Origin of the sequence: Pareuzebyella sediminis (genome assembly GCF_008367235.1) — a bacterium.
Classification (GTDB): Bacteria; Bacteroidota; Bacteroidia; order Flavobacteriales; family Flavobacteriaceae; genus Pareuzebyella; species Pareuzebyella sediminis.
Genome location: NZ_VTZS01000008.1, coordinates 77,193 through 92,038, shown reverse-complemented (window position 1 = coordinate 92,038; position 14,846 = coordinate 77,193). Strand labels below are relative to the sequence as shown.

Sequence of the window (14,846 nt, the reverse complement as noted above, 5' to 3'; positions counted from 1 at the left end):
AATCTCATCCGTGGGCAGACCATACTGCCCTGTTTTCTCCGCCTTTTCAGGAATCGGCACATTACCGGGAAGTCCGGCCCTCAAATTGGTCTTACCGGTTAGCAATGCCGCTCGGGAAGGTGAGCATACAGGGGCACCGGCGTAGAATTGGGTAAATCGAACTCCTTCCTTGGCCAATCGGTCCATATTGGGGGTATACAAATCCTTGGCTCCATAGACGTTCAGGTCTACAGAACCTTGGTCGTCCGTAAGGATGACAATGACATTGGGCTTTTTAAAACTGGCGTTTTGAGCATCCAAAGGGGTTTGGAAAACCAAAAACACCAAACCGAAAATCTTAAAAAAACCTTTTTTAAAACAGTACATATCTTATTTGAATTATAATAGTCCCCATTTACTAGGAATCCCCGGTACATATTGAATGGAGGAGGTCAAGTTGAAGTCATGACAACTTCTAGGTAACCGTAGTAGTCACTTTTTTAACCAATTTACCGACCGTCAATCCCTGACCAATAATAGAAAATACCACCACTACGTACGTTATGACAAGAAAGAGGTTCCGCTCCATTTCCTCGGTCAGCCCCAACGCCAAAGCAATGGAGATACCGCCCCGTAAGCCACCCCATGTCATGACCAAATTCGTTTTCGGTACAAAGTCGAGCGTTTTCTCAAAGAACTTAATAGGCAATAATAGTGATAAATACCGACAGGCCAAGACGACGGGAATAGTGGCCACACCCGCTAAAACATAATTGAACTGAAAAGATATGACGAGCATTTCCATCCCGATCAATACGAACAATACCGTATTCAATAAAATATCCAATAGTTCCCAAAACTTGTCGACATATACTTCGGTGGTCTCTGACATCGCCGAATGCCTTACGGTATCATTACCTACCACCAATCCCGCGGTCACCATAGCCAAAGGCGCGGACAGATGGAATTTTTGAGCTACTACGGTACCCATCATTACAGCGGCCAAGGTAATGATCACTTCAATATCATAATCGTCAATGGAACGCATCGACCGATATGTAATCCATCCGATCAAAAGTCCAAAAAGAATCCCCCCGATGACTTCGACCCCAAATAGTTCTAGAATGGCCAAAGGTTCGATTTCCCCGTTATTTGAAGCGGCCAATTGAAAAATGGTCAAAAACACGACGACACCCACCCCATCGTTGAACAATGACTCTCCAACAATCTTCGTTTCCAGTTTTTTAGGAGCACCCGCCTTTTTAAGAATACCTAGTACGGCAATTGGATCGGTTGGCGATATCAAAGATCCAAAAAGTAAGCAATAAATAAAGTCCACCTCCAGTCCGAACAACTGAAGGATATAGAACATCAAGGTACCCACCAAGAAGGTGGATACCAGAACTCCCAGGGTAGAAAAAGCCAAAATTGGCCAACGTTGCACCTTTAATTGTTCAAAATTGGTATGTAAAGCCCCGGCGAAGAGCAAAAAACTCAGCATAATATCCAAAAGAACGGTTTTAAAATCAATCTGACCGATGATGTACCGCTCTGCATTCAATAGGGTATCATCCACATAACTAATGGCAAATACCCCCAAGGTAAATACAATCGTAATGAGCATAAGCCCAATGGTATTAGGCAGCTTTAAAAACCGTACATTAATAAATCCGAATATGGCCGCTATAAAAACCAGTATTGCCGCAATAATAAAGTAATCCATAGTTGTTTTGTAATCATTCTTGTTTATGGACAAGCCACTCTCAGGGGACTTTCCATCCGAGATTGCCAAATTAACGGATTTGACGAAGATAGGCTAACGAACTCTTCTACATCACATGAACACCTCAGTCTTTTTTTAAAAAAATTGTAAGGCTACAAAGGCCTACAAACAAAAAAAGACCTATGGCCACTTCAAACGCTATACTAACATAAGGGTGTTACAAAGTACAATCCAATTCCAAACTAGGGTCATATTTGTAACAGTAATGGGCAATTAATTCATCAGAGCTAAAAATAAAAGTTGTCCTTAAATTAAGATTTTTGACTATATTTATAAGTGTTATTTTTACATTTAATAATTACAGCACCCACTTTTATGAAAAGATTTTTGTCGCTCGGGTTATTTTTTATTGGTATGTCCATTTTTGGCCAACAACCTGATGATTTAAAACTTTGGTATGATGAGCCATCCGGAGATATCTGGGAGAATGCATTGCCATTGGGCAACGGCCGTATTGGTGCGATGGTTTATGGAAATGTGACTAAAGAAATATTTCAACTCAATGAACATACGGTTTGGAGCGGGAGTCCAAACCGAAATGACAATCCAGATGCGCTAAAAGCCCTGCCTGAAGTGAGACAGTTGATCTTTAATGGGGAATACAAAGCGGCGGAGCAGCTTGCCGATAAAATGATCATCACCAAAAAATCCCACGGACAAATGTTTCAACCCGTGGGAAATCTTGAGCTATTGTTTCAAAACCACGCCAACTACCAAGATTATTACCGGGAATTGGATATCGGCAAGGCCATTAGCAAAACGACCTATATACTAGATGGGGTTACCTACACGCGGGAAGCCTTTGTATCCTTAACGGACAGGGTCTTGGTCATAAAGCTATCCGCTGATGCACCAGGTAAAATTTCCTTTACGGCAAACTTCACTTCGCCACATTCCGAACCCGAAATAGAAACCAATGGGCACAATCAACTTTCGCTTTGGGGCAGAACTAGCGACCACGAAGGGGTGGAAGGTAAGGTAGCATTCAATGCGTTAATGAAATTGAAAACCGAAAATGGCCTAACCAGCCAAACCGTTAGTTCCATCAAGGTTGAAAATGCCGATTCGGCCATTCTGATGGTCTCCATCGCTTCTAATTTCAACAGCTACAAAGATTTGAGTGCCGATGAAACCCAACGTGCCAAAGTCTATTTGGATGCAGCATTTGATAAGGATTATGAAGTATTGAAAGCCGATCATACGAACAAATATCAATCTCTTTTCAATCGGGTTATTTTGGATTTTGGTACGACCGATGAAGCCAAAATACCTACCGATGAACGTTTGGCGAACTTTCGAACTACGAACGACCCTGCCTTTGTGGGCCTGTACTTTCAATATGGTAGATACCTATTGATTTCCTCTTCCCAACCCGGTGGGCAACCTGCCAATTTACAGGGTATTTGGAACCGTAGCATGAAACCTGCATGGGACAGTAAGTACACCATCAACATCAATGCGGAGATGAACTATTGGCCCGCCGAACGCACCAACCTCTCGGAATTGCATGAACCCTTTTTGACCATGGTGCAAGAACTTTCGGAAACGGGCCGGGAAACGGCGAAAGTCATGTACGGCGCAAAGGGTTGGATGGCCCATCATAATACCGATATTTGGCGAATTACCGGTCCGATCGATGGGGCATTTTGGGGCATCTGGAACGGTGGCGGTGGATGGACGAGCCAGCATCTTTGGGAACATTATTTATATACCGGTGACACATCATTTTTACAATCCATCTATCCGGCTTTAAAAGGTGCTGCCGAATTCTACGCCGATTTTTTGGTGCAGCACCCGAACTATCCCTATTTGGTAGTAGCACCGGGGAATTCCCCGGAAAATGCACCTGAAGCGCATCAGGGTTCGTCCATCACGGCAGGCTCGACCATGGACAACCAATTAGTCTTTGACGTTTTTAGCACGGCTATTAAGGCCTCGGAAATTTTGGAAAAAGATGGGGCTTTCGCCGATTCGTTAAATGTATTGCGCAACCAATTGCCTCCTATGCAAATCGGCAAAAACAATCAATTGCAAGAGTGGCTGGATGATGTGGATTCACCGGAGGACCACCATCGACATGTATCACATTTGTACGGTCTCTTTCCGTCCAACCAGATTTCGCCCTACCGAACACCAGAACTTTTTGCAGCTTCAAAGAATACGCTTTTACAACGTGGCGACGTCTCTACAGGATGGAGCATGGGCTGGAAGGTAAACTGGTGGGCCAAAATGCAGGATGGAAACCACGCCTATAAATTGATAAAAGACCAACTGACCCCGGTGGGTATTAACCAAGGTGGAGGTGGTACATATAATAACCTTTTTGACGCACACCCACCGTTTCAAATAGATGGTAATTTTGGGTGTACATCCGGCATTGCCGAAATGTTGCTGCAGAGTTCCGATGGAGCGGTTCACCTCTTACCGGCCATCCCTGATGCATTGAATTCTGGCTACGTAGGCGGATTAAAAGCGAGGGGGGATTTTGAATTGGTTTCGATGGAATGGAAGGATAAAAAATTGGTGATTGCCACAATTCAATCACACTTGGGCGGCAACTTACGCATTCGTGTCCCGAATGAGGTAACACTTATCGGCCAAGGAACCTTAAAGAAAGCGGTAGGTAAAAATACGAATGTGTTTTTTGAAGTGCCGAAAACGGCCGACCCTATCATTTCAAAAGAATCGAATATAAAGCCCCTTGATTTGGGCGACACCTATCTATACGACCTGGCTACCCAGAAAGGAAAGATCTATACCCTTATCCGCAAAAATTGAAATGAACCGATTTTCCCTAATTTTTAGTTGTATCGTAGGGCTGATTTTTCAGCTCTCGGTCAATGCGCAAAAAGATAAGGCCCAGAATCCGTTAATTTTTGCCGACGTTCCGGACATGTCGATGATTCGTGTTGGGGATACGTACTATATGAGCAGTACCACCATGCATTTGAGTCCAGGAGTTCCTATCATGAAATCGACGGATCTGGTCAATTGGAAAATCGTGAACTATGCCTATGACCGACTCGGGGAAGTGGACGCCTTAAACTTAAAAAATGGAGAAGCTGCCTATGGTCGGGGTTCTTGGGCCAGTTGTATACGATACCATAATGGAACATTTTACGTACTTACGTTTGCAGCCACTACCGGAAAAACCTACGTCTTTTCTACTGAGGATATAGAAAACGGTCCTTGGAAAGAAACCTCTTTTGAGCCTTCCTATCATGACCTGACGGTTCATTTTGATGACGATGGCAAAGTGTACATGATTTGGGGTGCCGGAAAATTGATGATCGCCGAACTTGAAAACGATTTGTCAGGTGTAAAAAAAGGAACGAAACGCGTCTTAATCGAAAATGCCAGTGCCCCGGCCGGCGACAACATTATGTTGGGCGCAGAGGGTTCACAACTCTTTAAAATCAATGGAACCTACTACCTCTTCAACATTACCTGGCCAAGAGGCGGTATGCGTACGGTATTGGTTCATCGGGCAGACCACATCAACGGTCCGTGGGAAGGTAAACTTGCGCTACAGGACAAAGGAGTTGCCCAAGGGGGCCTTATAGATACCCCGGATGGGAAATGGTTTTCCTACCTCTTTAGGGATTATGGTTCCGTGGGCAGAATTCCCTATTTAGTTCCGGTAGTATGGGAAGATGGTTGGCCGATTTTGGGTAAGAATGGAAAAGTACCTGATACCTTGAACGTGCCTCCAAGCGAAGGACTGATTCCGAATATTGTGGCATCGGACGAATTCGAACGCAAAAAGAATGACCCTACACTTCCATTGGTTTGGCAATGGAACCACAATCCGGTAGACAGTCTTTGGTCTTTAAAAGACAGGAAAGGCTATTTGCGATTAAGAACGGGACGGGTGGATACCTCTTTCGTCCAGGCCAGGAACACCTTGACACAAAGAACAATAGGCCCAGTGTGCACTGGCGAAACGGCATTGGATATTTCAAAAATGAAGGAAGGTGATTTTGCCGGTTTGTCCTTACTCCAAAAAAATTATGGCTTGCTTGGCGTAAAATTTGAAAATGGGGAAAAACGAATGGTCATGGTCAACACTGAAGATGGTACGCCAAAAGAACAAGAAGCCATTCCTCTTATACAGAAAAAAATCTATTTAAAAGCTAGCTGCGATTTTACCGATAAAAAAGATGAGGCCCAATTCTATTACAGTTTGGATGGCAAAAATTGGAGTAAAATTGGAACTACGTTGAAAATGTCCTATACCCTACCCCATTTTATGGGGTATCGTTTCGGACTCTTCAATTACGCTACTGCTCAAAGCGGCGGCTATGTGGATTTCGATTATTTCCGGATCAAAAATGAACGGGATTAAAGCAACACTACGATGATATTTAATAATTTTACTTTTCTAATTTTCGCCTCGGTTTTGCTGTTAACCGCAACACTTGGCTATGGGCAGCAAGCGAATGTTAACTTGGACTATAACCCCCAAAAAGATACGGAAGGATTGATTCCTTTTAGTGCAAGGGTGAACTCCCCGGAGGTGCATGATGACCAGACCGTTACATTTCGATTGATGGCTCCAGACGCACAAAAAGTGGAATTACATCAAGGAGCGATCAACACAGCACTGGGTAAAGGGAGAGACCCGATCCCCTTTACGAAAGGAGACGATGGCCTTTGGACCTTGACCATTGGGCCCCTCCCTCCTGATATGTATGCCTATCATGTAAGGGTTGACGATGTTCAAATGGCCGATCCGAACAATACACAAGCGGCATTCACGGCCATGCCCCCCTATAGCCAGTTGATCGTACATGGAGATGGCCCTGCATATTATGATGCTAAAAATGTACCTCATGGAAATGTTACGCGTCACATTTACCATTCTGATGTTACCCATGGCGAACGTGAACTCTATGTGTACACTCCTCCCGGCTATAATTCCAGTAAAGAATATCCAGTACTCTATCTGGTCGGAGGTAGTGGCGAACTACCATCCAATTGGATGTATGATGGAAGGGCAAACTTTATTATGGATAATCTTTTGGCAGAAGGCAAGGCAAAACCAATGATTATTGCCATACCCAACAATCAGGTCATTCATCGGAATCATCCTGAGCATGCACAATTGACCTTTGATATTTTTGAAAGGGAGCTACGAAACCACGTGATTCCAGTCGTTGATGAAAATTATAGTACGATAACATCTCCTAAAGGAAGGGCCATTTCCGGCTTGTCCATGGGAGGGCGTCACAGCATGTTCATCGGATTCAGGTCGCTTGATCTTTTTGCAAACTTTGGAATTCTTAGTGCTGGGGATACCGATGCGGAAACTTCGTTGAAGGATTTTTTGACCGATTCAAAAGTCAATGATAAGGTCGATTATCTTTTTGTAGGTCAAGGGACAAAGGAAGCGGAAGGCTTTTTCAACGCTAGGGTGCAAGGGCTCGTCGATGCATTAAATAACCATGATATAGCACACGATTACTATGTGGGCGGCAATGGCGGACATGACTGGTCAACTTGGCGCCATCTACTGTATTATAGGTTTCTACCTAATCTTTGGAAAGACCTGAACAACTAAACCGAATCATCCGTTATGAAAAATAGTACACTATCTCTCTTTCTACTATTAATAATGGCTTTTGCTTCTTGTAAAAAAGAGCAGGAACCCATTCCTGGTCAAGTCAAAATTGCAGATGGTATGGTTCAGGGAACAGTAGAAGATAGCCTCACCATTTTTAAGGGAATTCCTTTTGCCGCACCTCCCGTGGGCGATTTACGATGGAAAGCCCCACAACCCGTAAAACCATGGGAAGGCGTTAAGGAAACAACCGAATTTGGTCCTGCTCCCATTCAAGGAAACGACCAAAATGGAAAAAGCGAGGACTGTCTGTACCTGAATGTTTGGACCCCATCGACTTCACCAGAAGAAAAAATTCCCGTACTCGTATGGATCTATGGCGGGGGCTTTAGTTTTGGTGCTACTTCCGAACCTGTTTACGACGGGGCGGCCCTTGCCAAAAAAGGGGTGGTCTTGGTCAGTATCGCCTATCGCGTGGGTCAAATCGGCTTTCTGGCGCATCCTGAATTGAGTGCTGAAAATCCAGATAAGGTTTCCGGCAACTACGGTATTCTTGACCAAATAGCAGGTTTACAATGGGTGAAGAACAACATCGCGGCCTTTGGAGGCGATCCGGATAAAGTGACAATCTTCGGTGAATCTGCCGGAGGTATTTCGGTGAGTATGTTGTGTGCCTCCCCTTTGGCCAAAGGATTGTTTCAAGGTGCCATTTCCCAGAGCGGAGGCTCTTTTGGTCCATCCAGGCCGGTGACATTTCCAGGAGAAAACATGAAAACCTTGACCACTGCAGAAAAAGAAGGTTTGGCCTATGCCGAAAAAGTAGGGGCAAATTCGATACAAGACTTAAGAAACACTCCGGTGAACCAACTACCCATGGGTATGGGCATGGGAGGCGCTTGGCCCATTATCGACGGACATGTGATTCCCGATGATCAATTTACACTGTACGAACAAGGAAAATTTAATGATGTGCCGGTACTTATCGGGTATAATTCCGATGAAGGTGCCAGCTTCTCCCGTGAAAAAACGCCCGAAGAATTTATAACAAACGTTGAAAACAGATATGGCCGGTTTTCCAAAGATTTGTTAGAGGCCTATCCCCTCGGTGAAAATTCCGTTCCCAAAACCGCCAGGGATTTGGCCCGTGATGCCGCATTTGGCTGGCATACCTGGAGCTGGGCACGGCTTCAATCAAAGAACGGAAATTCCAAAGTGTACTATTACTATTTTGACCAGCATCCGGAGTATCCCGAAGATTCTCCAAAATTCGGGTCCGGCTCCCCACACGGTCAGGAAGTAGCCTATGTTTTTCAGAATTTAGATGGAAACAATCCAGATTTGGCTGTATCTGACAGCGCTATTTCCGAAGCTATGGGTACCTATTGGACCAACTTTACAAAATACGGTAATCCAAACGGGGACACCCTTCCGGAATGGCCCGCATTTAGCGAGGATAACCCTAAAGTGATGTATTTTGAACAAGAACCACATGTAGGTCCGGTTCCTAGTGAGGCTTCCTTACATGTGCTCGATAACTATTTTGAATGGCGAAGGACCGATGAAGGAGAAAATTGGGTAAATCAGTAAACATGAAAAAAGTACTTTACCTATTTATTTTTTTGAGCGCTGTCCTAGTGCGTGCTCAGAACAATGACAGGTCAAGGGACAGTATCGCCAAATATACCCAACAAGACTTCTCCCAAATGAAGGAGCAATTGGGAATTACAATCCCTAATCGTCCAGGACCGTCGGGAAATCCCGCTGACCCCAATGCGGCGAACACCGATGAAAATAAAGTTGGTTCCTATTCCCTTCCTGACCCATTAGTTACTTCAAACGGAACTCAAGTAAGAACAGAAAAAGCTTGGTGGGATAGCAGAAGACCGGAAATAGTGGCACAGTTTGAAAAGGAGATGTACGGTCATGTCCCCAATAATATTCCCGATGTACGTTGGACCGTCGTGTCCGAAAAAGATACCACGGCAGGCCCATATCCCGTGACGGAAACGCTGCTTATAGGCAAGGTGGATAATAGCGACCATCCCGATATCGAAGTCAATATAGAGTTGTTGATAGGCCTTCCGAAAGACACAGAAAAAGCGGTGCCTTTAGTCACCCGTTTTGGCTTTATCAATTGGCCATTTGGTCCACCGCCCACAGAACCCAACAGTTATTTCATGTCCTCCTATGAGCCTTTATGGAAACAACAGCTGATCTCACAGAACTGGGGCTATGCCATATTGGTACCTTCAACTATTCAGGCGGATCATGGTGCGGGATTAACCTCAGGAATTATAGGTCTCGTCAATAAAGGAGCTCACAGAAGCCCAGAACAATGGGGTGTGCTACGTGCTTGGGCCTGGGGGGCAGGAAGGGCCATGGACTATTTTGAAACCCAACCTAAAATCGATGCCTCAAAAATCGGTATAGAAGGAACCTCGCGCTACGGTAAGGCGGCCTTGGTCACCATGGCCTTCGACCCACGGTTTTCTTTAGGCTTCATTGGAAGCTCCGGGGCTGGAGGAGCTTCCCTATTACGAAGGAATTTTGGTGAGATGGTAGAAAATTTGGCTTCTAGTGGAGAGTACCACTGGTTTGCAGGAAATTTCATTAAATATGCGAGCTCCCTTACCGTAGATGACTTGCCCGTTGATGCCCATGAACTTATCGCATTATGTGCGCCTAGACCTGTTTTTATAAGTGTGGGTTCACCGTTCATCGAAGGAAATTGGGTGGATGGCAAAGGCATGTTCCTAGCCGGACTTCATGCGTCCCCAGTATATGCCCTCCTCGGCAAAAAGGGTATGGAAAGTGAAGAATATCCGGTAATTGGACGTGCCTTGACTTCTGGAGAAGTCGCTTTTAGGCAACATGCGGGCGGTCACAGTACCGGGCCCAACTGGAGTACTTGGATCGCCTGGGCCCATAAATATTGGGATAACTAAAAAGTAATAGAATACTAAGTGAAATTTGAAGATATGAGAAGAAGCAAAATAGCATTGACCGCCATGCTGGCAACAGTCTTGGTACTTTACGGTTTTAATTATAAACGGATCAAAGACCAACCACCGGCTAAAAACCACCCTGTGTTTAAACAGGTGACTTATGAAGGAAAAGCCAAGATCTATGAAGAAAATCCTTTGGAAGACGGGGAATTTTATAATCCCATTTTACAGGGGTGTTACCCAGACCCTGCCATTACCAGAAAGGGAGACGACTATTATATGGTTTGCTCCTCTTTTGCCATGTTTCCTGGAGTACCCATTTTCCACTCAAAAGATTTAGTCAATTGGACTGATTTAGGTGGTGTTTTAGATGACATTACTGAGTTCAACCCTCATGATACCGGTATTAGTCAAGGTGTGTATGCCCCTGGTATAACTTACAACCCGCACAATGATACATTTTATATGATTGTTACGGCCTTTTCTGGTGGACTGGGAAATATTATAGTGAAAACGAAAGACCCTAAGAAAGGTTGGGGCAGCCCAATTAAGCTAGATTTTGGCGGAATTGATCCCTCCATTTTCTTTGATGAGGACGGTAAAGGGTATATTGTTCACAATGATGCACCAGATGAAGGCAAAGCGTTGTACAATGGACATAGGGTCATCAAAATTTGGGAGTATGACGTAGAAAATGACCAAGTAATTCCGGGTACGGACAAAATCATTGTAGACGGAGGCGTTGATATCAATGATAAACCGATATGGATAGAAGCTCCACATATCTATAAAAAAGATGGAAGGTATTACTTAATGTGCGCCGAAGGCGGTACAGGGGATTGGCATAGTGAGGTCATCTTTAAAAGTGACAGTCCCAAGGGCCCCTATACCCCTGCTCCCAGCAATCCTATTTTGACACAGCGTTATTTTCCCAAAGAACGAAAAAACAAAGTGGATTGGGCCGGCCACGCGGATTTGGTCAAGGGTCCGAACGACGAATATTATGGGGTGTTCTTGGCCGTACGTCCCAATGAGGAGAATAGGGTCAATACTGGTAGGGAAACCTTTATTTTGCCCGTAGATTGGTCCGGTGAATATCCTGTTTTCGAAAACGGACTGGTGCCTATGGAGCCCAAACTGAAATTGCCGGAAGGTGTAGAAAGCAAGACGGGACAGGATGGGTATTTGCCCAATGGCAATTTCACATATACCGAGGATTTTTCTTCGGAGAAATTGGATTTTCGTTGGATTGGACTTCGAGGGCCACGGGAAGCCTTTATGGAGCAGACCAAAAAGGGACTGGAAATTACGCCGTTCGAAACCAATATCAAGCAGAGAAAACCTACCTCTACCCTATTCTACAGACAACAGCATAATAGCTTTAGCTTTTCCACAACCTTGGAATACCAACCGAAATCCGAGAAAGATTTGGCCGGTGTAGTGGCGCTTCAAAATGAAAATTCAAACTACGTTTTTGGTGTGACCAGAAAAGACAAAGATTATTTTGTGGTCCTTGAAAAAAACTATAAACCCAACAGAAGGGCCGAGATGAAATCTGAAATTTTGGCTGCCGAAAAAATAGATTTGAACAAGACCATTGATTTGAAGATAGTTGCAAATGGTGATAAATATGAGTTTCAATTCTCTTTAAATGGTATTGAATTCAAAACTTTAGGAGGTGCCGTTTCCGGTGATATATTATCCACTGATGTAGCGGGGGGTTTTACAGGATGTCTTCTAGGGCTTTATGCTACTAAGTCAAATGATGTCATCCCAGAATAATCAGAAAAAGTAAAAATGATTAAAAAGACCTTTCTAATAGCGGTAATTACTTTCTTGGCATGGAGCAGTAATAGCTGGGCACAAGACCCCAATTTTCACATATACCTCTGCTTTGGTCAATCGAACATGCAGGGGGCAACACGGGCACAAGTCAGGGATACTATTCCCGTACCTGGATTTCAGATGATGAGTCCGATGGATTGTCCCGATTTGAATCGGACCAGGGGCGAATGGTATCCGGCCGTACCCCCATTGGCGAACTGCAATGCCGGACTCTCCCCTTCCGACTACTTTGGCCGTAAAATGGCAGAAAATATGCCAAAGGATGTAAAAGTAGGGGTCATCAACGTGGCCGTTGGGGGGTGTAAAATTGAACTGTACGACAAAGACAACTATAAAAGTTACGTAGAGACCGCACCGGATTGGATGCTGAACTGGATCAATGAGTACGGCGGCAATCCTTATGGGCGATTGGTAGAATTGGCAAAAAAAGCCCAGAAAGATGGGGTGATCAAAGGGATTCTATTGCATCAAGGGGAATCGAACACGGGAGATACCTTATGGCCTAAAAAAGTTAAGGGAGTATACGAAGATTTGTTGAAGGACCTCAATCTGGAAGGTGAAAAAGTTCCGCTGTTGGCAGGGGAACTATTGAGCGAGGACCAAAACGGAGCCTGCGCCAGTATGAACGAAATCATCAATACCTTGCCAGAGGTTATCCCCAATTCGTATGTAATTGCTTCCGATGGTTGTGAAGGTATTCCGGATAGGTTACATTTTTCCGCCTCGGGATATCGTAAACTAGGGAAGCGTTATGCCGATCAGATGTTGCAGATTTTGGGTAACGTCCCTACAACTATCGAATTGAACGCCACTAGTCCGGACACTAAAATTCGGTTGACGGTCAAAACAGAGAACGGAAGACCCACCTATAGTCTTTCCTATGACGGGAAACCTTTTCTTTTGAATGCACCATTAGGGCTTGATACGAACCTAGGAGATTTTACAAGCAATATGGTTTTAAAGGATAGTTTGGTCCTAACAACGGTCAGTGATTCATATTCCTTGAATAACATAAAGAAAAGTTCAGTTATCTATAAAGCTAATCAAGCGGTCTTTACCTTTTTAAAAGATGGGATTAATGCCTTTGATTTAATTTTCAACATCAGTAACAACGATGTGGCTTTTCGGTATAAAATATATCCCCAGGAAGCCCATATCAGTTGCGTCGTAAAAACTGAGGCCACGGGTTTCAGGTTTCCGGAAAAAACAAAAAGTTTCCTATCGAATATGATGACCCCGATGACAGGGTTTGCCCGCACGGCACCCAGTTATGAAAGTGGCTATGGAGCAGATATCCCTCTTGAGGAGACCAAAGCCAGGGAGGGATATGTATTTCCAGGACTCTTCCATACAGAAAATAACTTGTGGGTATTGGTCAGCGAAACAGGGGTTCACAGCCAATATCCCGCTTCCCACTTAAGTAATTTTAAAGAAGGAGCTTTTACGGTCGATTTCCCCAACGACAGACAAAATAATGGGTTTGGAAGTTCCGGTGCACAAATGGGCCTTCCCGGTCATACCCCGTGGAGAACGATAACGGTGGGAGAAACCTTAAAACCGATTGTAGAGACCACGATTCCGTTTGATGTGGTAAAGCCTTTGTACGAACCTAGCAAGGACTATCAATACGGACGGGGCACTTGGAGTTGGATTATCTGGCAAGATGCTAGCATGAACTACGAAGATCAGGTGAAATATATTGACTTGGCTGCCGAAATGAACTATGAGTACATATTAATCGACGCTTGGTGGGATAGGCGCATTGGGTATGAGCGTATGGAAGAATTGATCACCTATGCGAAAAGTAAGGGAATTGCCGTATTTCTTTGGTACAATTCCAACGGAACCGCGAACGATGCGTTTCAAACCCCTAAGGATAAAATGAACACTTCCATAGCCCGTAAAAAGGAGATGAAATGGTTGAAAGAAGCGGGGGTTAAAGGCATTAAATCCGATTTTTTCGGAGGCGATAAACAAGAAACCATGCGCTTGTATGAAGATATCTTGTCCGATGCCAATGACTATGGCCTTATGGTAGTTTTTCACGGGGCTACTTTACCTCGCGGATGGGAACGGATGTTCCCAAACTATGCGGGAAGCGAAGCGGTTCTCGCTTCAGAAATGTTGGTGTTTTCTGAAGATGTTCGTCAAAAAGAAGCTTTTTATGCGACCCTTCATCCTTTTATGAGAAACACCGTGGGTAGTATGGAATTTGGCGGAACGGTACTCAACAAATTTTTTAACAAAGGAAACGAAAAAGGTCAAAAACGATTGACAAGTGATGTATTTCAATTGGCAACCGCGGTGCTCTATCAAAATCCCGTGCAGTTCTTCGCCCTAACTCCTAATAACCTGAACGATGCTCCGAACTGGGCAATGGATTTTATGATAAGTGTGCCTACTACCTGGGATGAAACCATGTATTTGGACGGCTATCCCGGAAAATACGTGGTTTTGGCGAGAAGGCATGAGCAACAATGGTTTGTCGTAGGGGTAAATGCCCAAGAAGAAACCTTAGACCTGAATCTTACCCTGCCCATGTTTGCCAAAGGTGATGAGCTGACCGTATTCCAAGATGATGCAACATTAACTGGCCGCATGGAAACCATCAAACTAAAAAAAGACAAACAAGTCACTATCAAAATTCCAAGTAAGGGCGGTATCATATTTAAAAATAAATAAGGCGCTAAACCTATGATTATATCGAAACACGCATCATTTGAAACGTATAGAA

General features: G+C 44.3%; 9 protein-coding genes. 7 read left to right on the top strand and 2 right to left on the bottom strand.

The window, feature by feature from the left end; genetic code table 11:
- Both F2B13_RS20070 and F2B13_RS20065 read right to left on the bottom strand, forming a co-directional pair.
- A partial coding sequence (locus tag F2B13_RS20070) for a sulfatase-like hydrolase/transferase (protein ID WP_149304980.1) occupies nucleotides 1-366 on the bottom strand: 366 nt, incomplete at its 3' end.
- A gap of 88 nt (nucleotides 367-454) precedes the next feature.
- Complete coding sequence (locus F2B13_RS20065; protein WP_149304984.1) at nucleotides 455-1,702, bottom strand: cation:proton antiporter; 1,248 nt, start codon at nucleotides 1,700-1,702, stop codon at nucleotides 455-457.
- A 375-nt stretch (nucleotides 1,703-2,077) separates the two neighbouring features.
- Here F2B13_RS20065 and F2B13_RS20060 point away from each other — a divergent pair, with 375 nt between their 5' ends.
- Genes F2B13_RS20060 through F2B13_RS20030 form a run of 7 tightly spaced genes read left to right on the top strand, consistent with a single transcriptional unit; the run spans nucleotide 2,078 to nucleotide 14,794 of the window.
- Nucleotides 2,078-4,540, top strand: a complete 2,463-nt coding sequence (locus F2B13_RS20060; RefSeq protein WP_149304979.1) for a glycoside hydrolase family 95 protein — start codon at nucleotides 2,078-2,080, stop codon at nucleotides 4,538-4,540.
- A gap of 1 nt (nucleotide 4,541) precedes the next feature.
- On the top strand, nucleotides 4,542-6,107 hold the full coding sequence (locus tag F2B13_RS20055; RefSeq protein WP_149304978.1) for a glycoside hydrolase family 43 protein: 1,566 nt from the start codon (nucleotides 4,542-4,544) through the stop codon (nucleotides 6,105-6,107).
- A gap of 12 nt (nucleotides 6,108-6,119) precedes the next feature.
- Nucleotides 6,120-7,322 (top strand): esterase, encoded by a 1,203-nt coding sequence (locus F2B13_RS20050; protein ID WP_149304977.1) that lies wholly within the window; start codon nucleotides 6,120-6,122, stop codon nucleotides 7,320-7,322.
- Nucleotides 7,323-7,337: 15 nt separating this feature from the next.
- On the top strand, nucleotides 7,338-8,909 hold the full coding sequence (locus F2B13_RS20045) for a carboxylesterase/lipase family protein (RefSeq protein ID WP_149304976.1): 1,572 nt from the start codon (nucleotides 7,338-7,340) through the stop codon (nucleotides 8,907-8,909).
- 2 nt (nucleotides 8,910-8,911) lie between these two features.
- The gene (locus F2B13_RS20040) at nucleotides 8,912-10,267 is read left to right on the top strand and encodes a glucuronyl esterase domain-containing protein (RefSeq protein ID WP_149304975.1); all 1,356 of its coding nucleotides are present in this window, start codon (nucleotides 8,912-8,914) and stop codon (nucleotides 10,265-10,267) included.
- 33 nt (nucleotides 10,268-10,300) lie between these two features.
- Entirely contained in the window at nucleotides 10,301-12,049 is a 1,749-nt protein-coding gene (locus tag F2B13_RS20035; RefSeq protein ID WP_149277740.1) for a glycoside hydrolase family 43 protein, read from the top strand.
- A gap of 15 nt (nucleotides 12,050-12,064) precedes the next feature.
- Nucleotides 12,065-14,794, top strand: a complete 2,730-nt coding sequence (locus F2B13_RS20030; RefSeq protein ID WP_232623089.1) for a glycoside hydrolase family 97 catalytic domain-containing protein — start codon at nucleotides 12,065-12,067, stop codon at nucleotides 14,792-14,794.
- The last annotated feature ends 52 nt before the right edge of the window (nucleotides 14,795-14,846 follow it).